The sequence below is a fragment of the Agromyces tardus genome (genome assembly GCF_003710805.1).
GTDB lineage: Bacteria > Actinomycetota > Actinomycetes > Actinomycetales > Microbacteriaceae > Agromyces > Agromyces tardus.
Genome location: NZ_RHHB01000003.1, coordinates 154,717 through 178,200, shown reverse-complemented (window position 1 = coordinate 178,200; position 23,484 = coordinate 154,717). Strand labels below are relative to the sequence as shown.

The window sequence follows — 23,484 nt, the reverse complement described above, 5'->3', positions numbered from 1 at the left end:
GAGGGGGTGGAGCATGACCAAGCGGATGCCGAAGGAGCTCTACGAGCGCGAGCTCAAGGCGTTGCAGGCGCAGCTCGTGGACATGCAGGCGTGGGTCGAGCACACGGGCGCGCGACTCGTGGTGATCTTCGAGGGGCGGGATGCCGCGGGCAAGGGCTCCACGATCAAGCGGGTCACCGAGTACCTGAACCCGCGCGTCACGCGCATCGTGGCGCTGCCCACACCGAGCGCGCGCGACAAGACGCGCTGGTACTTCCAACGGTACGTGTCGCACCTGCCGGCGGCGGGCGAGATCGTGCTCATGGACCGCAGCTGGTACAACCGCGCCGGCGTCGAACGCGTGATGGGGTACTGCACCAACGAGGAGTACCACCGGTTCCTGCACCAGGCGCCGACCTTCGAGCGGATGCTCGTGGAAGACGGCATCATCCTGCTGAAGTACTGGTTCAGCGTGTCGGACGTCGTGCAGGAGGAACGGTTCCGGTCGCGGCTCAACGACCCCATGCGGCGGTGGAAGCTCAGCCCCAATGACGTCATGTCGATCACGAAGTGGGAGGACTACTCGCGCGCGAAGGACACCATGTTCGTGCACACCGACATCGCCGAGGCGCCCTGGTTCGAGGTCGAGAGCGACGACAAGCGCCGCTCGCGCATCAACATGATCGCGCACCTGCTCACGAAGGTGCCGTGGGGGCCCGTCGAGCACATCGAGGTCGTCATCCCGCCGCGGCCCGCCTCGAGCGGGTACGAGCGGCCGCCGCGGCAGTGGACGAACTCGGTTCCGGATGTCGCGCAGCGCATGATCGACCAGGCGCGGGCCGAGGCTGAGGGGTAGCAGGGGCGGTCGGTCGCTGCGGCGGTGCCCAAGCGGCGCGAAGTGCGGTCGCGGTGGGTGCCGCGGTGGTGAGGTGAGGTCAGCTGCCGTGCTCGATGCGCCGGCGGCCCTCACCGCCGACCGAGGATGCCGCGGGGTTCCCCCGAGCCCTGCGAGCGGATCGCATCGATATCGCGACGGGCCAGAAGCAGTGACTCGGTTGCGAGGGATGCCGCCCGCTGGGCCATCGCGATCACCCGCTCGCGGTGGGCCAGGTCGGTGACCGTGATCGTCGCCGTTCCCGGTGCCGCTGACGGTCCTGATCCGTTTCCTCGTGCCGCCCCGGAGCCCCCAGACATCGCCGCCGCCGCGGAACTGCCGAGGTAGTGACCCAGATCGATCCGGAGGTGCTCGGACTGCGCCAGCAGCGCCATGGCCTCGGCACCGACCCAGCCCGGGTGGCCGGCGATGGCGTCGCGGGCGATGTCGAGCTGCCGGTCCGCATCCTGGATCGCGCGGTGCACGTGGACCACGGGCGGAAGCGGATGCGTCGCGCGCTCGCGGGCGGCCTCGAGCGCGACATCCAGCGCCGCACGCGCCGCGCGCACCCGGGCGAGGTGGGCGACGGGGTCGGTGTTGACGCCGACCGCCGGGAGGGCCGCCAGCGCAGCCTGCAGGTCCGCGATCGCGGTGGCGGTCGCGACGTCGCGGGAAACGGGCTCGGAGAGGGCGGCGGCCAGATCGCCTCGGGCCTCCTCGACGACGAGTGCGAGCGTGGCCTCGGCCCGCAGCGCCTCGACCTCGAGGTCCTCCACCGCGTCGAGCAGCGCCGCCGCTCGCCGTATCGATGCAACGGATGCCTCGAGCGCGACGTCGCCCTGCTCGAGCCGCCCCGCGGCACGCCGTCGCTCGGCCACGCCCGCGCTGTGCTCGGCGAGATCGAGCAACTGCTCCGCCTCGGCGGGACTCGTCTCGACGTCGACGAGCGCCTCGCGCGCGTATCGGGCGGCGAGCCGTTCGACCGTGCTGCGGGCGTGCGGGATGCGGGCACGCAGTCGCGCGGCGTCGCCGCGGATGCCGTCGATGATCTCGGGCGCACGGCGGGCCCGTGCGATCCGTTCGGCGAGCGCGAAGCTCTGCGCATCGAGGGCGCCCTCGATCCCCTCGCACAGCTCGACGATGCGGGCGTAGTGGGCCCGCACCTCGCCGGCGGCGCCCGCCGTCGCACCGTGCGCGAGCCGTTGCAGGCGGAACGCGTCGCTCAGCACCCCGCGCGACGCGACGAGCGACTCGCGCAGGCGCTGCGTTGCGGCATCCGCCAGCTCTGCCTCGGCGAAGCTAAGTTCCTCGGCGGCGACGCGGAGGCGTTCGTCGGCGGCGACCAGGGCGAGTCCAGCCCGCTTCGCCAGCTCGGCGTCGTCGACGTCGAGTTCCCGTGCACCGCGTGGGCGCCTGACCCAGAACCCGGCCATGTTCCGATCCTACGTTCGGCCGTCGAAGCCCGCCATGGCGCAGGAGCCCGATCTCGACAGCCGAGCCCCCACGCCGGCGACGGCGCTCACCATCCGTCGGCGATCGAGCCTCCGACCTGCTGGGCCACGATGGCCACGACCAATGCGACCGGCGGGATCCACCAGGCCGTGCGTCGCAGCGCGAGCCGCAGGATCGAGGCGGCGAGCGCGAGAACCCACGCGATGAGGGGACCGTACACGGCGACGGCCATGCCGGTGTCGATGGCGCTGGTCCTGCAGGCGCTGGAATGGCACAGCCCGACCTTCGCGCCGATCCAGGCGCCCTGCCACGCGAACCACAGCACCACCGGTGCGAGGAGCAGCAGGCCGATGATCGTGGCGGAGCGGTCTGCGGCACGGGCAGCACGCCGGCGCGCCTCGGCATCGCCGTGCGCGCCCGAGCGTGCTCCCGCCGGTTCACCCGTCCGGTCAGGTTCGAGTCGACGCACCGTCGAGTCGACCTCAGACGGTGCCGGCCGGAGGCCAGACGCCGATGATGAGGCCCATGACGAGGAGCGTCACGAGTTCGTGTGCGATGTTCAGCACGGTGAGCGACGACGGACGACCCTCGAACGCGTCGTGGGTGATGAACCGTGCGGCGGTGAATCCGGCCCACAGGATCGCCGCCGTCAACAGCGCCGACATCAGGTAGCTGCCGCCGTAGAAGTGCCACGCGATCGTGGAGGCGCCCGCGAGCACCCACGCCGTGACGAAGCTCACGAGGACCGTCACGATGATGGGCATCACGGCGCTCGATCCCGGGCGGTCCATGTCGACCTTCGCGAGCTTCGCCCACCGGGTGCCGAATACGCCACGGGCGTACCAGATCGTGCCGACGAGCATGCTCGACAGGGTCGCCAGCAGTACCGCCCAGTAGTTGATCTCGGGAACCATCTCCGCCTCCTCGTCGCGGCCGGGGCCGCGTGTCGTTTGTACGCCGGGTGTACGCCGCGGGTCTCGAGACGCTCGCTGCGCTCGCTCCGACCCGCACAGATTGCTCTGCCGCTGCGCTCGCTCCTCGACCCGCACAGGGTGCTGCGCGTGAGCGTACTCCCGCCGGGATGCCGGCGGGGCGCAGCGCGCCGCGCCCGCGCGCGAGCATGTATCGACAGGTCGACGTGTCAAGGGCGTATGCACCGGTGCTCGCAGCGCGCAGACTGGCTCGCAACTGGAAGAGGGCACATGCTGCAGGCCACGATCAGGATCGGCGAGCGGGAGTACCTCCTGCCCGCCGAGTACGACCGCGAAGAGCTGATGCGGACGATCACCTCGCAGGTCCGCGCCGGCGGAGGATTCGTGGAGGTGGTGCGCACGCCCGACCGGGTCGTGAACGTGCTCGTCTCGCCCGGGACGAACGTGTGCATCGAGGTCAGACGGATCGACCTCGAGGACGAGTCCGAGGCATCCGGTGAGAAGTTCGACGGGCCGTGGTGGGAGCTGTCGTGGCTCGAGCCGTTCGACCTGATGTGACTCGTGCCCCGCAAACGGGGGCCACACATCGCCTGTGAAGTCAACTCCTAGTGGCCGATCGGCATTGCAGTGAGACTGCGAAGAGCAGCAACTCGCTGCACAGCGACAACTCAACCAGCGGTCACGAGCCAACGGATGAGCCCGCTCGACCGCTCAGGAGGCGTCGCCATGGGAACACTGCACATCGGACAAGAGGCCACGGTCGACCTCGACGACGACCTGCTCGAGCACGTCTTCGCTGTCGTGGTCGCGAAGCTGCGCCGCACCGAGACGATGCTCCTCACGTGGGCGGACCCCGCGACCCGGTACCACCAGTTCCTCATCCCGCCCGGCACCTCGGTGCGCGCCGAAGCCGACAACCAGCGCTCCGAACCGCTCGACCGCGCCTGGCTCGAGTCGCTCATGGTGGCGGCGTCGAGCAACACCGGGCTGAGCCTCGACATGGCCGACCTCAACCGGCACACGCCGGTGATCCCCACTGCGCGCGGTCGCAGCATCCGCAAGCCTGTGCGCCCCACCGCCGCCGCCGCGTGACGCGGTTCGACCCGACTGCCGAACGCAGCCGGGTCGCGCCGGCGCTTCGGGGCGTCACCGCCCGTCGGCCCCGCTCGCCCCGCTCGCAGCATCGAGCTTGTCGTGCACCCGGATGACCGTGCGCCACGTGCGCACGGTCATCTGCTGGAACACCGGCAACGCCATGAAGCGCTGGATGCGGGTCTTCGTCGCGTGCGCGGCGACTCGCGAGAAGTAGATCGCGCCCGGGCCGGGCGCCACGGCATCGACGCCCTCGCGCAGCTCGGGCATCTCGGCGAGCGCCTGCTCGGCCGTCAGCGGCCGCTTGAGGAAGAAGACATCGCTGCGCAGTCTCGCCGACCCGTGATCGGCGGGTGCGGCATCGATCGTGCGTGCGAGCTCGTCCCGTGACCGCACCACGACGAGCAGTGGTGCCTCGAACCGCCGCTCGAGGATCGCCTCGACGTCGGCTTCGAGCCGCGACGCCGTCACGCCGTCGGCGCGGAACAGCACGTTGCCGCTCTGCAGCACGGTGCTCACGTTCCCGTATCCGCCGTCGCGGAAGCAGTCGACGAGTTCGGGCATGCGGATCGGGTTCCGGCCGCCGACGTTGACACCCCGCAGCAGCGCGACGAACCAGGGGCCGGCCGGCGCGGCATCCGCTGGTCGTGCCCTGGCTGCGGCGGCGCTCATGTGCACATGGCTACCAGACGCGAGCGGATGCCGCGACCCGGTGACGCGCGGTCGACGCCCGCTGCGCTCGGGCGCGTGCGACGTGTCAACCCGTTGTGCACCCGGTGGCCAGGCGCGAGCGTGGAGTCATGGCTGACGACAAGCAGAACACGCACGGCACGCCCGGCGAGAACGAGGACGCCGACACCGCATCGGGCGGAGCGCCTGAGGCGCCCGATGCGCCCCAGGCACCCCATGCACCCGGGGCGCCCGACACCGTCGACGAGCACGGTCGTCCGGTGGACAATCCCTCCGGCTGAGACCCGCCTCCGGCTCGGGCGCGCACCCGTGCGCCCGAGCCGGCGCGCGTGTCGGTGGCCGCCCCTAGCGTCGGATCATGACGGCTCCGGAACCCTTCACCATTGAGGTCGCCGACGAGGTGCTCGACGACCTGCGCGAGCGGCTGGCGCGCACCCGGCTGCTCGATGATTCGCCCCGGCGTCCGCCGTCGGGAATCGATGCCGCGTACCTGCGGGAGCTCGTCGACTCGTGGCAGCACTGGGACTGGCGCGCCCGCGAGGCGTGGCTGAACCGGCATCCGCAGTTCATCGCGCAGGTCGGCGACGCCAGCGTGCACTTCGTGCACCTGCGCTCGGAGCGGCCCGATGCGCCCGCACTGCTCGTCATGCACGGCTGGCCGCACACGTTCGCGCTGCAGCTCGACTTCGCCGACCTGCTGCCCGACGTGCACGTCGTGGTCGCGAGCCTGCCGGGCTTCGCCTTCTCGTCGCCCTACGCGAACGGCCCGATGACCGAGCGGCGCCTGGCGGACACCATGCACCGGCTAATGGCCGACGTGCTCGGCTACGAACGCTACGTCACCTACGGCGAGGACGTCACGGCGAACGTGAGCGACCTCATCGCGGCGAGCTACCCCGAGCACGTCGCCGGCATCGTCGCGACGCACGCGCACTTCCCCACCGGATCCGATCGCGACGCCGTCACCGACCCCGACGAGCGCGCGTTCTTCGACGCCCTCTCCGAGCGGCTCGGACCGGACGGCGCCTACGGCCACGTGCAGGGCACGCGGCCCGACACCCTCGCGGCGGCCTTGAACGACTCCCCCGTCGGCCTGCTCGCCTGGATCACCGAGAAGCTCGTCGAGTGGAGCGACACCCCGCCCGGCGACCCGTCCGCCGTGGAGCGGCGGATCTCGCGCGACCGCATCCTCACCGAGGCGATGATCTACTGGGTTACCCAGACGATCCAATCGTCGTTCCGTCCCTACTACGAGGGCGCCGACACCCTGATCCCGCCCACGGGCGTGCCCGCCGCAGTGTGGATCCAGCGGCACGAGGCCGGCTACCCCGAGTCGCTGGCCACGGCGCACTACCTCGACCTGCGATGGTTCGACCGGCTCGAGGCCGGCGGGCACTTCGCGATCGCCGAGGTGCCCGACGAGATGGCCGGGCGGATGCGGCGGTTCCTCGCGATGCTCGGCTGACCCGCCGGATCGCGCGACGTCGCCTCCTCCGTAGCGGCGCCACCGGCCCGATGGAGGCAGGCATCCTTCGTTCTCGGGACGCCCGCCGATCACTTCGGAGCGGAATCGCTCAGCGCGGTGACGCAGGCGGTGAGCAGCGCCCGCAGCGCGCCCTGCTGGTCCGCGTCGAGCCCGGCGCGCATGCGCTCCTCGACCTGCTGCACCACCGAGCTCGCCACCTCGAGTCGCTCCCGACCGAGCGGGGTCAGCTGCGCCGGCAGGGCACGGCCGGCGGCCGGCGGCTCGGCGGGCCGGGACACGAGGCCGTCGCGCTCGAGTCCCTGCAGCAGCACGTTCATCGACTGCCTGGTCACGAACGCGCCACGCGCGAGCTCGGAGTTCGACAAGCCGGGTCGCTGGGCGAGCAGTTCGAGGCATGCGTACTGCGGCACGGTCAGGCCGAGCGGCCGCAGCGCCGCATCCATCGCTGATCGCAGCGCACTGGCCGCCTGCTTGAGCAGGTAGCCGAGCGAGGTGTCGAGGTCGACGGTCGAGCGAGATCCCCCCATGTCAGTAGTCTGACATAGAATGCTGATTGTCAATGTTCTGACATTCACGGGAGGCAACATCATGTCCACGATCGGACCCGACTTCATCTCACTGCAGGTGCGCGACCTCGAGCGCTCGGCGGCGTTCTACGAGCAGCACCTCGGCCTCGCCCGCGCGCAGGCGTCGCCCCCGCACGCGGTCGTCTTCGCCACGCAGCCCATCCCGTTCGCCGTGCGCGAGCCGCTGCCGGGCGTCGACCTCGACACGCTCGCCCAGCCCAGCGGCGGCGTCGGCCTCTGGGTTCGCGCCCACGACGCGCAGCGGCTGCACGACGATCTCGTCGCCGCGGGCACCACGATCACGTCCGCACCCGTCGACGGTCCCTTCGGCCGCACTTTCACCTTCGCCGACCCCGACGGCTACCTCGTGACCATCCACGACCGGGGCTGATCGCGGGGCGCGCGGTGTCGTGGGCAGCTGCCAGAATACGGAGGATTCCCACCGTATTCAGGAGGCACGTGAACGAGAACGCCGTCGCCGAGTCGCTCGGGCTGCGTCGCCCCGCGACCTCCGTCATCGCGGAATGCCTGCGCGTGCAGGCGAGCGTGCCGCCGAACACGGCCGTGCAGCGGCTCTTCGGCGTCTCGCCGCTCGGGCGCGAGGCCGAGCCGTGGTTCACCGGGGCCCTCGGCGAGCTGGATGTCGCGAAGCGGCTGGATCGGCTCGGCGTCGGCTGGTACGTGCTGCACTCGGTGCCGGTCGGCACGGGATCGAGCGACCTCGACCACGTGGTCATCGGGCCCGCCGGCGTGTTCACGATCAACACCAAGCACCACCGCGGCCAGAACGTGTGGATCGGCGGGCGCCGAATCCTCGTGAACGGCCAGCGCACCGACCACCTGCGCAACGCGAAGCACGAGGCGAAGCGCACCTCGCAGCTGCTGTCGGCAGCGGCGCGGGCGCTCATCGACGTGACGCCGATCATCGGGGTGGTCGGAGCGCGGCGGATGACCGTGCGCGAGCGCCCGACCGAGGTCGTCGTGCTGCGCGAGGCCGAGCTCGTGCGGTGGCTGCAGCGACATCCGGTCACGCTCGGGCCCTCGCAGGTGCAGCACCTCGCGGCGCTCGCGGCGCAGCCGGCCACCTGGAAGCGGATGCCGGAGGCCGACGACGTCGATCACTCGGCGTTCGAGCGGCTGCGTGCGGCGGTCGATCGAGCGCGGAGCCGGCGACGAGGGTGGATGGTCGCGGTGGTGGCGGCCGTCGCGGCCGTTGCTCTGCTGCTCGTTCCGGCAGTGCCGGCGGTGCTCACGGCATTGCTGCAGTGAAGGGCGGCGCGGGTCGGCGTGTCGACGCTGCCGGCGCGGCGGACACGGGATCCGAGGGAGAGCACGATGTGGACTGATGAGGATGCGGAGCTGCACGAAGCGCCCGTGGCGTGGCGCGAGAGCGTCGTCGCCGATCGCGTGCAGCAGATGATCGAGCGGCTCCCGGATGACGCGCGCGATCGGTACACCGACTGGATGGACGAGGAGCTCGAGACGCTCCGCGCATTCGCGCGCGAGCTCCTCGCCGGCGGGCTCGTCGAGGAGGCCGCGTACCGTGATCGGGCGGTTCCGGCCGTCGAGCTCCAGCGCATCCCCTGGGGCTCGATCCGCGACGGCGACGCGCTCGAAGCCGCGCTGCGCTCGGTCCCGCCGAGGTGGCGGCTCGACGTCATGTTCATCGTCGAGGACGCATTCGACGCGAACCGCCCGCCGAAGCCGCGCTTCCGACTGCGCGACCTGTGGGACGCGTTGAGCTTCTGAGCGGGAGGCTGGACCCACAGGCGACCGGCGACCGGCGCCCGGCGTCCGGCGTCCGGCGACCGGCGACCGGCGCCCGGCGTCCGGCGTCCGGTGTCAGTCGACGCCGAGCGCGCGTCGCGCGTAGGCGTACTTCTCGGCGAGGCGCACCTGCGTGCCGTACGAGAGGCGGCGCAGGCGCCAGGGCGCGGTGTTGTCGTCGATGTCGGCGAGCTTCACGGCGAGCGCCGACGGGTGGCTGCGGATGCGCGCGTAGTACTCGTCGGGCGAGACATCCGGGGTGCGGGTGAGCAGGCGCACGACGTCGACGATCTCGGGCAGGATGCCCGCCTCGAGCAGTTCCTGGGCCGTGATCGGCGTGTCCTCGAGCACGTCGTGCAGCCACGCGGCCGCCGCCTCGACGTGCTCCGCCACGATGTCGAACCGCTCGGCGACGCGTCCCGGGTGGTCGACGTACGGCAGGCCGCTCTTGTCGAGGCGTCCACGGTGGGCGACGAACGAGATGCCCCGCGCGAGCGACACCTGCGCCACGGCGACGACCTCGGGCGTCGGGTCCGCGGTGCTCAAGACGGCGGGCGCCACGGATGCCGCGACGACGACCCGCGCGGAGGCCTCCGCGTCGATCCGCTCGAACGGCTGCGCGGGGTCGGTCGTCGTGGCCATCATCTCGGCTTCGAATTCCTCCATCGTCCAATCCTCGTCGTCTTCGGCGACGGGCGCGTCGGTGGCGTCCGGCGTGGCCGGGGTTGCCGGCTCGGGGTCGGTCTCGGGGTCGAGCCCTGGTTCGGGGTCGAGCTCAGGGTCGAGCCCGGACTCGGGATCGAACTCGGGCTGGGGCTCTGGCTCTGGCTGAAGCTCCGGCTCCGGCTCCGGGGCCGGCTCGGGGTCGCTCGCCCGCGTCGGAATCGGTTCGTAGGCGGGCAGGTCCGGATCGGGCGTCGCTGCCGGCGATTCCGCCACGAATCCTGCGACCGCCGTCGGCTCGGCCCAATCGTCGATGCCGTCCGAATCTTCGTCCGCATACGCGACGCCGGCCCGTTGGTTCGCCACGGAATCGGGTTCGGCCAGGGGTGCTGCGTCGATCCAGCGCTCGGGCTCGGGCTCTGCAGCATCCGTCGGCTCTGCGGCATCCGTCGGCTCTGCGGCATCCGCCCAGGTGAGCACAGCAGCAGCCGCAGCCGCAGCCGCCTCCGCCTCTGCTTCCGCCTCGGCGTCCGCGGAATCCTCCGCCTCGGCGATGGGGTCGCGCCCGCGCACCGGCCGCACGAACTGGAGCTCGGCCTCGAGCTCGCCCAGCTCGCGCTCGTCGAGTTCGAGCAGCGAACGGCTGCCGCCCTCGCTGCGCTGCTCGAACGCGCGCTCATCGACCTCGGCGAGCCGCGCTCCGTCGCGGGTCGCGAAGTACCGCCGCCTGCCCGCGTGGGACACCGCGACGATGACCTCGTCGAAGTCGCCGCTCGGCTCGAGGGAGGACAGGTAGTAGCGCGGGCGGTCGTGCTGCGGATGCCGCGGCACCTCGATCGGCGGAAGCTCCGCCGCGGGCGCCGCAGCCCGCCGGCCGTGCGCTGCCGCGCGCGTCTCGTCGACGCGGGCCGCTTGCCATTCGAACTCCGCCGCGGGCGCGACGAACCCCGAACGGCGGGGTTCGTCGGCGGGTGGGGTGGTCAACCGGGCTCCGATGGGGTGGTGGGTGCCGGCGGGCGGTGGGACTCGGGTGGATCGGTCGGTGCGGGCGGATCGCGGATGGGGATCCGGGATCGGATGCAGCGGGGCTGCGCGGGGAGACCCTTCGATGCTACGGCGACTCCGCGCCGTTGCGAACTGTGCCACCCCGTGAGAGCCGAGCTCGCTCTACGCGGATCGCCGCGACTCCCCCACGACCTCGCCCGCGTGCGCCGCGACCCACTCGACGAGCGGAAGCATCCGCTCCATGAGCTCGCGGCCGAGCTCGGTGAGCGAATACTCGACCCGCGGCGGCACCTCAGGATACGAGGTTCGCCGCACGAGCCCGTCGGCCTCGAGCGTGCGGAGCGTGGAGGCGAGCATCTTCTCGCTGATGCCCTCGACCTCGCGGCGCAGCTCCCCCCAGCGGTGCGTGCCGTCGGTGAGGGCGAGCAGCACGAGCACGCCCCACTTGCTCATGATGTGATCGAGTACGACGCGGGTGGGACAGCCCTCGGTGAAGACTTCGCCGGATGTCTCCCGGATCTGCGCAAGACTGACGACCATGTGGGTACCTTACCGAAAAGTGGGTACCTCCGCGGGGGAAGGTATCGCTGCGGCATCCGGTTGGCCAGTGGTGAACCAATCGGAAGGAACACCATGACCATCCTCGTCACCGCCGCCTCGGGCCACCTCGGCCGCCTCGTCGTCGAATCGCTGCTCGCCCGCGGCGCTGCCCCCGCCGAGATCGTCGCAGGTGCACGCGACACGTCGAAGGTCGCCGACCTCGCGGCGCGCGGCATCCGCAGCGTCGAGCTCGACTACACCCGCCCCGAGACCCTCGCCCCTGCGCTCGAGGGCGTCGACCGCGTGCTGCTCATCTCGGGCACCGACTTCGGCAACCGCGTCGCGCAGCACCGCAGCGTGATCGAGGCCGCGAAGTCCGCGGGCGTCTCGAAGCTCGTGTACACGAGCGGTCCGAAGGCCGACACGAGCCAGCACGTGCTCATGCCCGAGCACCGCGGCACCGAGCAGGTCATCGCCGAGGTGGGCGTGCCCGCGGTGATCCTGCGCGACAACTGGTACACCGAGAACTTCGCGCAGGATGTCGCGCTCGCGGCGACCACGGGCGTCATCGCCTCCGCGGCGGGGGCCGGTCGGATCGCGTCCGCGCCGCGGCGCGACTACGCCGAGGCCGCCGCGGTCGTGCTGCTCGAGGACGGCCACGAGGGCCGGGTCTACGAGCTCGGCGGCGACGAGCCGTGGAACTACGAGGAGCTCGCCGCCGCGGCATCCGGCGTACTCGGCCGCGACGTCGCCTACGTGGCGCAGACACCCGAGGAGCGCGTCGCGTCGCTGCTCGCGGCGGGCCTCGACGAGGGCACCGCGGGCTTCGTGGCCGCGATGGACGAGGGCACCGCGCGCGGCGACCTCGCCGACTCCGACGGTACGCTCTCGCGCCTGATCGGCCGCCCGACGACGCCGCTCGTCGAGGCGCTGCGCGACATCGTGGGCGAGCAGCGCGCCGCCGCCTGACGCGGGACGCCGGCTGACGCGCGACGCGGGCTGACGCGGCGCGAGCTGACGCACGACGCGGCACCTTCCGCCCGCGATCGCGGTAGCGAACGCTACTCGGCGACCGCGTTGCAGGACGGAAAACCGGTCGGCGCGGAGGGACGCCCCCTCGGCGCGAACGGAGGCCCGCGGCCGGCGTCGGCGGACGCTCCCGCCGGCGCCGACCGGACGCTCAGTCCTCCCGCTCCGCCTCGAGCCGCACCGACTCGCGACCCCACCACGTCGTGATGTCGACGCCGTGGTTCTCGGCGTCGGCGAGGGTCCACCACTCGGGCGCGAACGAGTCATCCGCCATTCGACCGCCCGCGGCGAGGATGGCCTCGATGCGGGCGTGCACCTGGTCGTGCGGCACCGCGACGTCGACGTGGAAGCGGCCGCGACCCGGGCCGACTCGCTCGGCGGGCTCCAGGAACACCGACGAGTTGCGGCGCAGCGGGTCGACGAGGTGCGTGTCGTTCGCGGGCACGTAGCCCAGCGCTGCCCGCCAGAACGGCATCACGTCGGCGGACTCGGGCGACGCCACGGCCACCTGCACGACCTGCAAGGCCGACGGGTCGGGCCGCAGGCCGAGATCGCGCGCCGCCGCCGAGATGCGGCGGGCCACGTCGAGATCGCGGGTGCTGAGGTTGCGGATGCCGCGGGTCACGATCTTCACCGCGACGCCCTCACGGCGCAGGTCGACGTCGGGCTCGTGCCCGAACTCCTCGTCGAGTTCGGCGATCGCCGCGACGAACCGGGCCCCCACAGCGAACGAGACGGCGCCGAACCAGGCGTGCGCGCCCCAGTACATGACGCGCCAGTCCTCGACCCCGTCGGCGTCGTGGAACTGCTCGGGCGTGATCGGCTCTGGTGACACCTGCGTCGGAGTCTTCGGCTCGGGGTCCATCCGCCCATGCTGCCGACCGGACGGCGCGGCGGCAAGGACGGCTTCACCGCCACGGCAGCTGGAGAAGTATCTTGCCGATACCTTTGCACCGGGTTGCCGCGAGCCGCGGTTCTCACGCGACGACGTCGAAGACGGACTTCACCACCCCGTTCGAGTACGCCGCGTGCTCGACCAGCCGCAACGTGCCCTGCTCACGACCGCTGAAGAGCCGCTTGCCCTCGCCGAGGGCGACGGGGAAGACGAGCAGGTGGTAGCGGTCGACGAGGCCGGCCTCGGCCAGCCCCTGGGCGAGCGTCGCGCTGCCGTGCACGAGGATGTCGCCCCCGTCGCCCTCCTTGAGGCGGGCGACGTCATCGAGCGAACGCAGTACCGAGGTGTTGTTCCACTCCGGATCGGTCAGCGAGCTCGACACGACGTACTTGGGCATCGCGTTGTACTCCGCGAACTCGGCCATGGTCGGCCAGATCGGCGCGAACTCGTCGTAGCTGACGCGTCCCATGAGCATCGCGCCCGCCTCGGCCTGCTCGCGGCCCTTGATCTCGTAGGCCTCCTCGACGAACGGGACCTCCTTGAAGGTCCAGCCGGCGCGCGGATGCTGCCCGCCTCCGGGCGAGTCGACGACGCCGTCGAGGGTGATGAACTCGGTGACGATGAGCGTGCGCATGGCGATTCCTCTTCCTCAGCTGTGCGGCGGACGATCCGCCCCTCATTCTGGACGTCGAACGGCGCGCCGCAGGATCGACATCGAGGCGGAAACGGTCGGCCTCGACCGTCACTCGGCGCGGGCCGCGGCAGGCCCCACGAGCGTCTCGAGGGCGGCCGAGGGCAGGGCGATCCACCCCTCGCGGTCCGCCTGCTCGCGCAACTCCGGCGGCACCGGGTGCGTGCCGCCCACGGCGTGCGCCCGCGCGATCAGCGCGGCGATGACGGCGTCGAACGCGTCATCCGATCGCACCATGTCGTGCTCGGTCGGCCCGAGCTCGAGCCAGGGCGCCACCTGCAGCAGGCGGGCGACCGCCTCGCCGCGAACGGCCGCGTCGACCTTGTAGTTCGGGCGACTCAGGCCCCACACGCGCAGCGCGGCGCCGGGGTACACCTCCGCCACGCGGCCGCTGCCGCTGCGCGCGACCGGGCCGATGCGGTCGGCGATCGCGTCGAGCAGCGCGGCGCAGTGCATGGCCGTGAGTCCGAGCCGGTCGGTCGCCACGCTCAGCGGGCTGCGGCCGGTGCGGCGCAGGATGTCGCGGTCGGTCTCGCGGTAGGCGAGGCGCCGGCGCCAGTCCATGCCGCGGTCGCGGGTGAGGTCGACCCGCTCACCCGCCGCGTGGCGGCGCACGAACTCCACGAAGTCGTCGGGCCACCCGAAGGCGCAGTCGATGCCGGTCAGGTCGGCGGATGCCGCGGCCTCGACGATGAGCTCGTCGGAGGCGCCGAGCACGACCTGCTCGACCACCGCGCGGCCGGCGCTCCAGCGGATGGTCGCGAGGGCGGTCTTCTTCGTGTCGGCGGCGAGGTCGACGCCAGCGGTCAGCACCCTCGCATCCTAGGGCGGGCGCCCGCCGCGAGTGCCAGTCCGGGCGCCCGACCGGGTTCCAGTCCGGCCCCGCAGCGCACCAAGTCCGGTCGCCCGCGGCGGGACCAAGTCCCCCGTCTCCGCCCGGCCGCCCGTGTCACGCTGGCGCGGGCTGGAGGAGGATCCGATGAACCCGACCGCGCCGAAGGTGGTCGTCGCCGGCGACGTGTGCCTCGACTGGGTGCGCTGGCGGGTGCCCGCGGCCGACCGGGGGCAGAACTGGCAGCTCACCGACGGCGCGTCGTGGGTCGTGCTGCCGGGCGGAGCGCTGCTGCTCGCCGAGATGCTGCGTCGCGCAGGAGGCATGGACGTGGCCGCACCGGCGGTGCCCGATCCGCAGGCGTCGGATGCCGCGCTGCTCTCGATGGCGGACCTGGCGCCGTTTCCCGTCGACCGTCGCACCGGCACGACGGTGCTGCGCGTCGGCAGCTTCGGAGGCTATCGCGGCCCCGCCGAGGGCGCTGCGGCGAGCGCCGCGGCGGCTCAGGCGGCTGCCGGCGATGCAGCGGATGCCGCGGTGGTCGTGCTCGACGACGCCGGCAACTCCTTCCGGCACGCAGCCGACTCCTGGCCGGCAGCACTGACCGCCGAGGGCACCCGCCCGTGGGTGGTGGCCAAGCTCGGCCGTCCGCTGATGGACGGTGCGCTGTGGGAGCACCTGCGCACCCGCGACCCCGAGCGGCTCGTGCTCGTGGTGACCGCCGACGACCTGCGGGCCGCGGGCGTGAACCTGAGCCGACAGCTCTCGTGGGAGCGCACCGCGAAGGACTTCGTGTGGGAGATGGCCTGCAACCGCTGGCTCGCGCCGCTCGCCAACGCACGGCACCTCGTGGTGCGCCTCGGCCTCGATGCGGCGATCCACTACAGCGCGGGGCCGGACCGGACTCGCAGCGTGCTCCTCTTCGATCCCGCGCAGGCCGAGGGCGGGTTCGCGGCCCGGCACGGCGGGGCGATGCAGGGCTGCGGCGACGCGTTCACGGCCGCACTCGTGCGGGCCGTGGCATCCGCCGCCGTGGACTCTGAGGAGCGTGAGGATCTCGTGGAGTCCGGCATCCGCTCGGGGCTCGCGGCGGCGCGCCGGCTGCTGCGCGCGGGCTACGGTTCGGCTGCGGACGTCGATGCGTTCCCGCATCCGTCGATCTTCGACACCGGCGACGACGAGGACGCCTTCGCGCGCGCCGAGGTGCCGCCGCCTGCCGCGGCCGAGACCTCGGCGCCGGGATACTGGAGCATCCTCGAGGACCTGTCGGGCGCGGCGCTCGAGCGACTCGCCCGCGACCTCGTGCTGCACGCGCGGGCGGAGGAGCTGCACGGGGTGCCGGTGGGCACGTTCGGGGCGCTGCGCACGGCCGACCGCACCGAGATCGAGGGGCTGCGGTCGCTGCGCAACCTGATCGAGGAGTACCTCTCGGGCTCGGCGGAGACGCCCCTGTCGGTGGCTGTGTTCGGCGCCCCGGGGTCGGGCAAGTCGTTCGCGGTGACGCAGGTGGCGAAGGAGGTCGCGGGCAGTGCGTCGGGCGACGTGCGGATCGGCCGCCTGAGCTTCAACCTCTCGCAGCTGCGCTCGCCCGAGGACCTGAACCACGCGTTCCACCTCGTGCGCGACACCGTGCTGCGCGGGCAGCTGCCGCTCGTCTTCTTCGACGAGTTCGATGCCGCCTTCGAGGGCGAGCTCGGGTGGCTCAAGTTCTTCCTCGCGCCGATGCAGGACGGGGAGTTCCGCGAGGGCGAGGCGACGCATCCGATCGGCCGGGCGATCTTCGTCTTCGCGGGCGGCACGTCGAGCTCGTTCGCGGAGTTCGCCGGCGAGGAGCCGACGGCCGGGGCGTCGGCCGCGGCGACGGCCGAGGCCGCGGCGACGTCAGGGCGAGCGGATGCCGCGGAGTCGGCGAAGCTCGCCCGATTCCGCGCCGTCAAGGGCCCCGACTTCGTGAGCCGGCTGCGCGGCTACGTCGACATCGCCGGCCCGAACCCCACCGGCCCCGGCGACGTGGAGCACGTCGTGCGCCGCGCGATGCTGCTGCGGTCGCTCATCGAGCGCAAGGCGCGCCGCCTGCTCGACGGGCACGGCGACGCGCGCATCGACGAGGGGATCCTGCGAGCGATGCTGCACGTGCCCGCGTACCAGCACGGCGCGCGGTCGATGGAGGCGATCCTCGACATGAGCCTGCTCGCCGGGCAGACGAGCTGGGAGCCCGACGCGCTGCCCCCGGCCCCGCAGCTCGCGCTGCAGGTCGACGCCGAGGTCTTCCTGCGCCTCGTGCTGCGCGACGTGCTGCTCGGCGCCTCGCGCGAGGAGCTCGGCCGCGCCGTCCACGAGCGCTACCTCGCCGAGCAGGCCGACAGTGCGGCGCCCGACGATGCGGCGATGCGCGGTTGGGAGGCGCTGCCCGAGCACCTGCGCGAGTCCAACCGGCGGCAGGCCGACCATGTCGCGGCGACCCTGCGCGAGATCGGATGCGACATCATGCCTGTCACCGGGCGCGAGCCCACGCTCGCCCGCTTCAGCGTCGCCGAGATCGAGACGATGGCCGCCGCGGAGCACGCCCGCTGGGTCGCCGAGCGCCGGCTCGGCGGCTGGGTGCAGCACCCGGTGCGCGACGTCGAGCGTCGGCGCACCCCCTACCTCGTGCCCTATGACGAGCTCCCCGACGACATCAGGGAGCGCGACCGCCAGGCGGTGCGCGCCATCCCCGAGCTCCTCGCGATGGCGGGCTTCGAGGTGCACCGGCTGTAGGCGCACGGAAGGGGTGGACGCTTGCGGGGTCCACCGCTTCCGGCATCGGCTACGACGGAACGACCGGCGCCCAGGCGCCGGTGCCCACCTCGTCGAGCTCGGCCCCCGTGTCGAACCGGTCGACCCGGAACGACTCCAGCACCGGTGACGGGCGGCCGGTGAGGATCTCCTCGGCGAGGAGCTCGCCGAGGATGAGGCCCAGCGTCGCACCCGAGTGGGTGAACAGCGTGTACAGGCCGTGGATCCCGGGCACGGCGCCCGCGACCGGCTCGCCGTCGCCGGGGATCGGCTTCAGTCCGGCGCCGACCCGCTCGGCCGTCAACCGCGGGCTGCCGGCCAGCACCCTCGACGCCTCCTCCAGCAGGCCCTGCACCGACTCCTCCGGGACCGAGATCGAGCCGTCGTCGCCGACGACGACCGACTGCTCCGCCCAGTCGGCGTCGAGCACGAGCCGTCCGTCGGGGGTCGGTCGCACGGCGACGCGGGGGGTGTTCAGCACGGTCGTCACCGCGGCATCCACCGGATCGGTGAACAGCACGAAGGCGGCGGGGGTGGCATCGGGCACGACCACGCCCAGCGCGGCGAGCTGCACGGGAACGGAGGCTCCCGTCGCGAGCACGACCTGTCCCGCCGGCAGGCGCGTCCCGTCGCCGAGGACCACCCCGGTCGCGACGCCGTCCTGCACGTCGACGCGCGCGTCGCCGGCGTGCTCGATCACGCGGGCGCCGGATGCGACGGCCTCGCCGGCGAGCGCGGCGATCAGTTCGGGCAGGCTCACCCAGCCCTCGCCCGGGTTGAAGATCGCCCCCTCGTCGGCCACAGCGGCCGCGTTCACGTCGGACGCGAACCCGGCCACGTCGGCACGGTCGACCCAGACGGCGTCGTACCCGCGGGCGCGCTCGAACGCGAACGTGTCACGGAAGCTCGCGCCCGGACCGGCCCACTTCATCGCGCCGTCGAAGCGCAGGTACGCGCGGCTCTCGGGGTGACGCGCGCTCCAGGTGCGGTAGCGGTCGAGCGCGAGCAGGCGCAGGTAGTGGTACTCGGCCGAACGGTCGCCCGACGAGTTCAGCCACGCGATGGAGCGGCCGGACGCCCCGTCGGCGAGCGCGCCGGAGGTCACCAGCGTCACGTGCGCGCCGCCTCGTGCGAGGTGCGCGGCCGTCGACGCGCCGAGGATCCCGCCGCCGATCACGACGACGTTCTTCGATTCTGTTCCTGACATTGCTCAGCTTTCCTTCTCGTGTTCTCGATGCCCGTGTTGATCAGGCGATGACGGATGCCGCGGCGTGGGCCTGCTCGATGAGCTCGAGCACCGCGACCGCGTCGGCCGGGTCGACGGGCACGGGCGCGCCGTCGCGGAGCGCGGCGGCGAGGAGCCGGTAGAACTCGCCGTAGTCGCCGCGCTCGGCCGGCACGGGACGCGCGCTGCCGTCGACGCCGAGCACGCCCCATCGGGCCTCGGGTGTCTCGCCGAACCCGGGATCGCCCGGCAGGGCGCCCGCGATGAGCGCGGGCTCCTGGCCGTCGAGCCCCCAGCTCGTGTAGCCCGCGCGCGAGCCGAGCACGTGGAACCGCGGGCCGGCGACCGGGGCGACCGCGTTCATCCACAGGTGCGAGCGCACCCCGGACTCGTGCCGCAGAGCCACGAACACGTCGTCGTCCGCCGCGGCGCCGGGTCGCCGCCGCTCGATCTCGACCGCCGTCAGCTCCGCCACCGGTCCGAACAGCTGCACGGCCTGGTCGATGAGGTGGGTGCCGAGGTCGTAGAGGATGCCGCCGCCCTCGGCGGCGGTCGCGTCCGTCTTCCACGAGGCGGGCGGTTCGGGCTTCCACCACTCGAACCGCGACTCGAACCGGCGGACCTCGCCGAGCTCGCCCTCGTCGAGGAGCCGGCGCACGGTGCGGAAGTCGCCGTCCCACCGCCGGTTCTGGAACACGGTGAGCGTGCACCCGAGGCGGGCCGCCTTCACGATGAGCGCCCGCCCCTCCTCTGCGGTGACCGCGAAGGGCTTGTCGACGACGACGTCGAGGCCCGCGTCGAGCGCGGCCTCGGCCAGGGCCGCGTGCGTGCCGCTCGGCGAGCCGATCACGACGAGGTCGATCCGCTCCGCGGCGGCCCACAGCTCGTCGACCGTTGCGACGGACCTCGCCGACGGATGCCGCGCCTCGGCGGCTGCGCGCCTCGACGGGTCGCGCGTGACGATGAGGTCGAGCGAGTACTCGGGTGCGGCGTCGAGGAACGGTGCGTGGAAGACGCGGCCGCTCGTGCCGAAGCCGATGACGGCGGTGCGGATCGCCGGTCGCGCGGCATCCGTCATCACAGCACCTCGCTGAGGAAGCGCTGCAGGCGCGGGCTCTGCGGTCGGTCGAAGAGGTCGCCGGGGGTGCCGGCCTCGACCACGCGGCCTTCGTCCATGAAGACGACCTGGTTCGGCGACCTTGCGGGCGAAGCCCATCTCGTGCGTCACGACGAGCATCGTCATGCCGCGCTGCGCGAGGCCCGCCATGAGGTTCAGCACGCCCTTCACGAGCTCGGGGTCGAGCGCGCTCGTGGCCTCGTCGAAGAGCATCACCTCGGGCTCCATCGCGAGCGCCCGGGCGATCGCGACGCGCTGCTGCTGGCCGCCCGACAGGTCGCGCGGCCGGTGGTCGGCGCGCTCGGCGAGGCCCACCTCGGCGAGGCGCTCGTGCGCGAGGCGCCGCGACTCCGCCCGCGAGAGGCCCTTCACGTTGCGCAGCGCCAGGGCCACGTTCTCGAGCGCCGTGTGGTCGGGGAAGAGGTTGAAGTGCTGGAAGACGAGGCCGATGCGCTTGCGCACCGCGTCGGGCTTCTGCGTCAGCACGCTCTCGCCGGCGAGCAGCACGTCGCCGCTGCGGGGCTCGTGCAGCCGGTTCACGCCGCGCAGCAGCGTCGACTTGCCGGAGCCCGACGGCCCGATGATGCAGGTCGTCGTGCCGGGGGCGACCTCGAGGCTCACGTCGCGCAGCACCTCGATGTCGCCGTAGGCCATCGTGAGGTTCCGCAGCTCGAGGCTCGAGCCCGTGTAGAGGTGGCCGTCGGTGATGGGAACGGGGGTGGTGTACGTCATGAGTTCTCTCCGTAGGTGAGCGCCACGGTGGGGTTCTGCTCCTCCACCTCGTCGAGTCCGCTCCTGGGCGGCATGGGCTTGCGGCGTCCGGTGCGGAATCGGTTGTCGAAGTAGTTGACGAGGTGCGTGAGCGGCACCGTGATCGCGAGGTAGAAGAGGCCGGCCAGCACGAGCGGCGAGAGGTTGCCGGTCAGCACCGCGGCATCCTGGCCGACCCGGAAGAGCTCGCGCTCGGAGACCAGCAGGCCGAGGAAGTAGACGAGGCTCGAGTCCTTCACGATCGCGATGAACTGGTTCACGAGCGCGGGCAGCACGCGGCGCACGCCCTGCGGCACCACGACGAGCCGCATGGACGTGCCGTAGCTCATGCCGAGGGCGCGGCAGGCCTCGAGCTGGCCGCGGTCGACGCTCTGGATGCCGGCGCGGAAGATCTCGCCGATGTAGGCGCTCGCGATGAGGCTGAGCGCGAGGATGCCGAGCGGGTACGGCGAGGGGCCGAAGAGCTGCTGGCTGACCCGCGCGAAGCCCTGCCCGATGAGCAGGATCGTGAGGATCGCGGGCAGGCCGCGGAAGACGTCGGTGTAGATGCGCGCGGGGATGCGCAGCCAGCGCGAGGTCGAGATGCCCATGATCGCCACGACCATGCCGAGCACGACGCCGATGACGGTCGCCGCGATCGAGATGATGAGCGTGTTGATCAGCCCGATGCCGATCAGCTGGGGGAAGACCTGCGCCATCGCCTCGAAGTCGAGGAACGTGGTGATGAGGTTGTCGAGCCAGTCCATGAGGTGCTCCGTGTGCTGAGGGGCGTCCGGTGCGGGGCGGATGCACCGCACCGGACGCCGAGGGTCGGACTACTCGGACTGCTCGCTCGAGGGCAGGTACTGCTCGGGCATCGGCGAGCCCGGGAACCACTTCTCGTAGAGCTCCTTCCAGGTGCCGTCCTCCATCGCGGCGGCGAGCGCCTCGTTGAGCGCGGCCTGGAACTCGGGCTTGCCCTTCGCGATCGCGAAGCCGGCGGGTGCGTCGAACGACGGGATGTCGATCGCGTTCACGAGCCCGTACTGGGCGGCGTACTCCTTGGCCGCCTCGTAGTCGAGGAAGTGCGCGTCGATCGAGCCGCTGTTCACGGCCGAGATCGCGGAGTTGTTGTCGGGGAAGCGCACGAGCTCGGTGTCGGTGAAGTTCTTCACCGCGTACGCCTCCTGCAGGGTGCCCTGCACGACGCCGAGTCGCTTGCCCGCGAGGTCGCCCTCGTCGGAGATCCCCGCGTCGGGGCTCGCCATGACGGTGAGGTAGCCGGCGAGGTAGCCGTCGGAGAAGTCGACGGTCTGCTTGCGCTCGTCGGTGATGCCGATCGCGGCGACGCCGACGTCGAACTGGCCGTTGGCCACGGCGGCGAGCAGGCCCGAGAAGTCCTGGCCGGTGAAGACGACGTCGTCGATGCCGATGCGCTCGGCGACGTCGGTGAACAGCTCGACGTCGAAGCCGGTGAACTCGCCCGACTCGTCGGTGAACGTGTAGGGCTTCGCGTCGCCGAGGCTCGCGACGCGGATCTGGCCCGGCGTGATGAGGCCGTAGGGGTTGTCCTCGGCGGCGGAGTCCGAGGAGCCGGCGGCGCTCGTCGCGCAGGCCGAGAGCACGAGGGCGGTCGCGGCTGCCAGGGCGACGACGGCCGTGCGGCGAAGGGTGGTGCGGTGGGTCACGGTGGTTCCTTCGTGTGGGGAGATGTGTGTGCGGTGCGTGCCGCGGGCGGCGCCGGGTGGCCCGCCTGCGGGTGGTGCAGGTGCTGTGGTGCTGGTGGTGCGGATGCGGCGGGGGCCGCGGTGGTGCCGGGTGATGCTCTGGTGGTGCTGTCGTGCTGTGGTGGTGCGGATGCGGCGGGGCCGCGGTGGTGCCGATGTGCGGTTGTGCGACGCCGAGTCGCTCCGTTCGGTGCGGCTCTTGTTGAGACCGGTCTCAATGACCTAGATTGAGACCGGTCTCAACGCGTTTCAGGGACAGTACCCCGGCGGCGAGACATCCGTCAACAACTTTTTCCGAGGGAGCCTCGATGCCAGCAGACCCAGCGAACGGTCGCCGCGAGATCACCGTGAGCGACGTCGCCGCTGCCGCGAAGGTCTCGAAGGCCACTGCGGCGCGTGCCCTCGGCGACTACGGCGCCGTCAGCGAGGCGGTGCGCGATCGCGTGCGCGCGGCGGCGGAACAGCTCGGCTACCACCCCAACGCCCTGGCGAAGACGATGAACACCGGGCGCTCGAACTCGATCGGCATCGTCGTGGGCGACATCGAGAACCCGTTCTTCGGCCAGGCGACGCGCGGCGCCGCCGACGTCGCGAAGGCCGCCGGCTTCGACCTCATCCTGCTGAACTCCGACGAGGAGGCGGGCGCCGAGGAGAACGCGATCTCGGTCCTGCTCGCGAAGCGGGTCGACGGATTCCTCGTGGCCCCGGCCTCGACGACGGTCCCCGCGAGCCTCCATCCCGCCGTGGAGAGCGGGCGCCCGCTCGTGCTCTTCGACCGCGTCGCCGACGGGCTCGACGTCGACACCGTCGTGGCCGACAACCTCGCGGGAGCCCGCCGCCTCACCGAGCTGCTGGTGGAGGCCGGGCACCGGCGCATCGCCTTCATCTCCACGATCGGACATGAGGGCGACTACCGCCTCGGCGACCGCCTCGGCTCGAGCTCGGTGAACGATCGTGTCACGGGCTTCACGGCGGTGCTCGGCGAGGCCGGCGTACCGAACCCCGAGGCCTTCGTGCGGCTCAACGCCCGACGCGACGGGGTCGACGCGATCGTGCGCTCGCTCGTCGACGAGGGCGTCACCGCGATCCTCGCCTCCGACAGCCTCGTCGCGCAGGCCGCCTTCCGCACGCTGCGCGACCTCGGGGTCGCCATTCCGCGCGACGTCTCGCTCGTCGCGTTCGACGACGCCGACTGGACGAGTCTCTCCGATCCGGCGATCACCGTGATGTCGCAGCCGATCCACGAGATCGGCGCCGAGGCCGCGAGGCTCCTCGTGCGCCGCATCGCGGGCGACGGCGCGCCCACCGAGCACCTCGTGTTCCCCCAGGTGCTCATCGAACGGGAGTCGATCGCACCGCCGCCCGGCTGAGCTCCGCGGCGCACCTTGTGACCGCCC

General features: G+C 72.2%; 24 protein-coding genes and 2 pseudogenes. 11 read left to right on the top strand and 15 right to left on the bottom strand.

Features of this window, described 5'->3' with window-relative positions:
* Window positions 1–13: 13 nt before the first annotated feature.
* Window positions 14–835: a polyphosphate kinase 2 gene (gene ppk2 / locus EDM22_RS03900; protein ID WP_245989165.1), complete on the top strand. Its 822-nt coding sequence runs from the start codon at window positions 14–16 to the stop codon at window positions 833–835.
* 110 nt (window positions 836–945) lie between these two features.
* Here ppk2 and EDM22_RS03895 read toward each other — a convergent pair whose 3' ends face one another.
* The 3 genes from EDM22_RS03895 to EDM22_RS03885 form a co-directional block, all read right to left on the bottom strand.
* Window positions 946–2,286, bottom strand: coding sequence for a hypothetical protein (locus tag EDM22_RS03895; protein WP_212591882.1), 1,341 nt, complete (start codon window positions 2,284–2,286; stop codon window positions 946–948).
* Window positions 2,287–2,372: 86 nt separating this feature from the next.
* Complete coding sequence (locus tag EDM22_RS03890; protein ID WP_122935744.1) at window positions 2,373–2,774, bottom strand: hypothetical protein; 402 nt, start codon at window positions 2,772–2,774, stop codon at window positions 2,373–2,375.
* A gap of 13 nt (window positions 2,775–2,787) precedes the next feature.
* Window positions 2,788–3,219, bottom strand: coding sequence for a DUF1761 domain-containing protein (locus tag EDM22_RS03885; protein WP_122935743.1), 432 nt, complete (start codon window positions 3,217–3,219; stop codon window positions 2,788–2,790).
* Between the two features lie 288 nt (window positions 3,220–3,507).
* On the opposite strand from EDM22_RS03885, the gene EDM22_RS03880 reads away from it, so the two are divergent.
* The gene (locus tag EDM22_RS03880; RefSeq protein ID WP_122935742.1) at window positions 3,508–3,795 is read left to right on the top strand and encodes a hypothetical protein; all 288 of its coding nucleotides are present in this window, start codon (window positions 3,508–3,510) and stop codon (window positions 3,793–3,795) included.
* Between the two features lie 168 nt (window positions 3,796–3,963).
* Window positions 3,964–4,329 (top strand): DUF7882 family protein, encoded by a 366-nt coding sequence (locus tag EDM22_RS03875; RefSeq protein WP_122935741.1) that lies wholly within the window; start codon window positions 3,964–3,966, stop codon window positions 4,327–4,329.
* A gap of 54 nt (window positions 4,330–4,383) precedes the next feature.
* Here EDM22_RS03875 and EDM22_RS03870 read toward each other — a convergent pair whose 3' ends face one another.
* Window positions 4,384–5,001 (bottom strand): DUF1697 domain-containing protein, encoded by a 618-nt coding sequence (locus EDM22_RS03870; RefSeq protein WP_122935740.1) that lies wholly within the window; start codon window positions 4,999–5,001, stop codon window positions 4,384–4,386.
* A 128-nt stretch (window positions 5,002–5,129) separates the two neighbouring features.
* Here EDM22_RS03870 and EDM22_RS19430 point away from each other — a divergent pair, with 128 nt between their 5' ends.
* Complete coding sequence (locus EDM22_RS19430) at window positions 5,130–5,300, top strand: hypothetical protein (protein WP_170963999.1); 171 nt, start codon at window positions 5,130–5,132, stop codon at window positions 5,298–5,300.
* A 77-nt stretch (window positions 5,301–5,377) separates the two neighbouring features.
* Entirely contained in the window at window positions 5,378–6,484 is a 1,107-nt protein-coding gene (locus EDM22_RS03865; protein WP_122935739.1) for an epoxide hydrolase family protein, read from the top strand.
* Window positions 6,485–6,573: 89 nt separating this feature from the next.
* On the opposite strand, the gene EDM22_RS03860 is transcribed toward EDM22_RS03865, so the two are convergent.
* Entirely contained in the window at window positions 6,574–7,032 is a 459-nt protein-coding gene (locus EDM22_RS03860; RefSeq protein ID WP_122935738.1) for a MarR family winged helix-turn-helix transcriptional regulator, read from the bottom strand.
* A gap of 61 nt (window positions 7,033–7,093) precedes the next feature.
* On the opposite strand from EDM22_RS03860, the gene EDM22_RS03855 reads away from it, so the two are divergent.
* From EDM22_RS03855 to EDM22_RS03845, 3 genes are all read left to right on the top strand, one after another.
* Window positions 7,094–7,462 (top strand): VOC family protein, encoded by a 369-nt coding sequence (locus EDM22_RS03855; protein WP_122935737.1) that lies wholly within the window; start codon window positions 7,094–7,096, stop codon window positions 7,460–7,462.
* Window positions 7,463–7,530: 68 nt separating this feature from the next.
* Complete coding sequence (locus EDM22_RS03850) at window positions 7,531–8,340, top strand: nuclease-related domain-containing protein (RefSeq protein ID WP_170963998.1); 810 nt, start codon at window positions 7,531–7,533, stop codon at window positions 8,338–8,340.
* Between the two features lie 66 nt (window positions 8,341–8,406).
* A complete protein-coding gene (locus EDM22_RS03845) occupies window positions 8,407–8,820 on the top strand; it encodes a hypothetical protein (RefSeq protein ID WP_138708019.1) in 414 nt (137 codons plus the stop codon).
* A gap of 93 nt (window positions 8,821–8,913) precedes the next feature.
* Here the strand turns inward: EDM22_RS03845 and EDM22_RS19960 are convergent, their stop codons facing one another.
* Together EDM22_RS19960 and EDM22_RS03830 are read right to left on the bottom strand one after the other, a co-directional pair.
* A complete protein-coding gene (locus EDM22_RS19960) occupies window positions 8,914–10,485 on the bottom strand; it encodes a hypothetical protein (RefSeq protein WP_245989164.1) in 1,572 nt (523 codons plus the stop codon).
* A 183-nt stretch (window positions 10,486–10,668) separates the two neighbouring features.
* A complete protein-coding gene (locus EDM22_RS03830; protein ID WP_122935734.1) occupies window positions 10,669–11,046 on the bottom strand; it encodes a winged helix-turn-helix transcriptional regulator in 378 nt (125 codons plus the stop codon).
* A gap of 93 nt (window positions 11,047–11,139) precedes the next feature.
* Here EDM22_RS03830 and EDM22_RS03825 point away from each other — a divergent pair, with 93 nt between their 5' ends.
* Entirely contained in the window at window positions 11,140–12,015 is an 876-nt protein-coding gene (locus EDM22_RS03825) for an SDR family oxidoreductase (RefSeq protein ID WP_122935733.1), read from the top strand.
* 211 nt (window positions 12,016–12,226) lie between these two features.
* Here the strand turns inward: EDM22_RS03825 and EDM22_RS03820 are convergent, their stop codons facing one another.
* The 3 genes from EDM22_RS03820 to EDM22_RS03810 all read right to left on the bottom strand — a co-directional run bounded on the left by EDM22_RS03820 (window position 12,227) and on the right by EDM22_RS03810 (window position 14,474).
* A complete protein-coding gene (locus tag EDM22_RS03820) occupies window positions 12,227–12,940 on the bottom strand; it encodes a VOC family protein (protein WP_122935732.1) in 714 nt (237 codons plus the stop codon).
* A gap of 112 nt (window positions 12,941–13,052) precedes the next feature.
* Window positions 13,053–13,604, bottom strand: coding sequence for a dihydrofolate reductase family protein (locus EDM22_RS03815; protein ID WP_122935731.1), 552 nt, complete (start codon window positions 13,602–13,604; stop codon window positions 13,053–13,055).
* Window positions 13,605–13,712: 108 nt separating this feature from the next.
* Window positions 13,713–14,474, bottom strand: coding sequence for a DUF429 domain-containing protein (locus tag EDM22_RS03810; protein WP_122935730.1), 762 nt, complete (start codon window positions 14,472–14,474; stop codon window positions 13,713–13,715).
* A gap of 166 nt (window positions 14,475–14,640) precedes the next feature.
* Here EDM22_RS03810 and EDM22_RS03805 point away from each other — a divergent pair, with 166 nt between their 5' ends.
* On the top strand, window positions 14,641–17,250 hold the full coding sequence (locus tag EDM22_RS03805; RefSeq protein WP_122935729.1) for a RyR domain-containing protein: 2,610 nt from the start codon (window positions 14,641–14,643) through the stop codon (window positions 17,248–17,250).
* Window positions 17,251–17,299: 49 nt separating this feature from the next.
* On the opposite strand, the gene EDM22_RS03800 is transcribed toward EDM22_RS03805, so the two are convergent.
* The 5 genes and pseudogenes from EDM22_RS03800 to EDM22_RS03780 all read right to left on the bottom strand — a co-directional run bounded on the left by EDM22_RS03800 (window position 17,300) and on the right by EDM22_RS03780 (window position 22,048).
* Window positions 17,300–18,475, bottom strand: a complete 1,176-nt coding sequence (locus EDM22_RS03800; RefSeq protein WP_122935728.1) for an NAD(P)/FAD-dependent oxidoreductase — start codon at window positions 18,473–18,475, stop codon at window positions 17,300–17,302.
* A gap of 40 nt (window positions 18,476–18,515) precedes the next feature.
* Window positions 18,516–19,535 (bottom strand): annotated as a pseudogene (locus EDM22_RS03795) (Gfo/Idh/MocA family protein); the annotation flags it as partial.
* Between the two features lie 35 nt (window positions 19,536–19,570).
* Window positions 19,571–20,342: pseudogene (locus EDM22_RS03790) on the bottom strand (amino acid ABC transporter ATP-binding protein).
* Window positions 20,339–21,127 carry an amino acid ABC transporter permease gene (locus EDM22_RS03785; protein WP_122935726.1) on the bottom strand — a complete coding sequence of 263 codons (789 nt, stop codon included), beginning with the start codon at window positions 21,125–21,127 and terminating at the stop codon, window positions 20,339–20,341. The pseudogene EDM22_RS03790 and the gene EDM22_RS03785 overlap by 4 nt, the downstream one beginning before the upstream one ends.
* A 69-nt stretch (window positions 21,128–21,196) precedes the next feature.
* Complete coding sequence (locus tag EDM22_RS03780; protein WP_122935725.1) at window positions 21,197–22,048, bottom strand: ABC transporter substrate-binding protein; 852 nt, start codon at window positions 22,046–22,048, stop codon at window positions 21,197–21,199.
* 347 nt (window positions 22,049–22,395) lie between these two features.
* Here EDM22_RS03780 and EDM22_RS03775 point away from each other — a divergent pair, with 347 nt between their 5' ends.
* Window positions 22,396–23,457 (top strand): LacI family DNA-binding transcriptional regulator, encoded by a 1,062-nt coding sequence (locus tag EDM22_RS03775; protein ID WP_122935724.1) that lies wholly within the window; start codon window positions 22,396–22,398, stop codon window positions 23,455–23,457.
* The last annotated feature ends 27 nt before the right edge of the window (window positions 23,458–23,484 follow it).

Coding starts and splice junctions, on each gene's coding strand:
- ppk2 (WP_245989165.1), top strand. CDS start 14: ATGACCAAGCGGATGCCGAAGGAGCTCTACGAGCGCGAGCTCAAGGCG.
- EDM22_RS03895 (WP_212591882.1), bottom strand. CDS start 2,286: ATGGCCGGGTTCTGGGTCAGGCGCCCACGCGGTGCACGGGAACTCGAC.
- EDM22_RS03885 (WP_122935743.1), bottom strand. CDS start 3,219: ATGGTTCCCGAGATCAACTACTGGGCGGTACTGCTGGCGACCCTGTCG.
- EDM22_RS03880 (WP_122935742.1), top strand. CDS start 3,508: ATGCTGCAGGCCACGATCAGGATCGGCGAGCGGGAGTACCTCCTGCCC.
- EDM22_RS03875 (WP_122935741.1), top strand. CDS start 3,964: ATGGGAACACTGCACATCGGACAAGAGGCCACGGTCGACCTCGACGAC.
- EDM22_RS03870 (WP_122935740.1), bottom strand. CDS start 5,001: ATGAGCGCCGCCGCAGCCAGGGCACGACCAGCGGATGCCGCGCCGGCC.
- EDM22_RS19430 (WP_170963999.1), top strand. CDS start 5,130: ATGGCTGACGACAAGCAGAACACGCACGGCACGCCCGGCGAGAACGAG.
- EDM22_RS03865 (WP_122935739.1), top strand. CDS start 5,378: ATGACGGCTCCGGAACCCTTCACCATTGAGGTCGCCGACGAGGTGCTC.
- EDM22_RS03860 (WP_122935738.1), bottom strand. CDS start 7,032: ATGGGGGGATCTCGCTCGACCGTCGACCTCGACACCTCGCTCGGCTAC.
- EDM22_RS03855 (WP_122935737.1), top strand. CDS start 7,094: ATGTCCACGATCGGACCCGACTTCATCTCACTGCAGGTGCGCGACCTC.
- EDM22_RS03845 (WP_138708019.1), top strand. CDS start 8,407: ATGTGGACTGATGAGGATGCGGAGCTGCACGAAGCGCCCGTGGCGTGG.
- EDM22_RS03830 (WP_122935734.1), bottom strand. CDS start 11,046: ATGGTCGTCAGTCTTGCGCAGATCCGGGAGACATCCGGCGAAGTCTTC.
- EDM22_RS03825 (WP_122935733.1), top strand. CDS start 11,140: ATGACCATCCTCGTCACCGCCGCCTCGGGCCACCTCGGCCGCCTCGTC.
- EDM22_RS03820 (WP_122935732.1), bottom strand. CDS start 12,940: ATGGACCCCGAGCCGAAGACTCCGACGCAGGTGTCACCAGAGCCGATC.
- EDM22_RS03815 (WP_122935731.1), bottom strand. CDS start 13,604: ATGCGCACGCTCATCGTCACCGAGTTCATCACCCTCGACGGCGTCGTC.
- EDM22_RS03805 (WP_122935729.1), top strand. CDS start 14,641: ATGAACCCGACCGCGCCGAAGGTGGTCGTCGCCGGCGACGTGTGCCTC.
- EDM22_RS03800 (WP_122935728.1), bottom strand. CDS start 18,475: ATGTCAGGAACAGAATCGAAGAACGTCGTCGTGATCGGCGGCGGGATC.
- EDM22_RS03785 (WP_122935726.1), bottom strand. CDS start 21,127: ATGGACTGGCTCGACAACCTCATCACCACGTTCCTCGACTTCGAGGCG.
- EDM22_RS03775 (WP_122935724.1), top strand. CDS start 22,396: ATGCCAGCAGACCCAGCGAACGGTCGCCGCGAGATCACCGTGAGCGAC.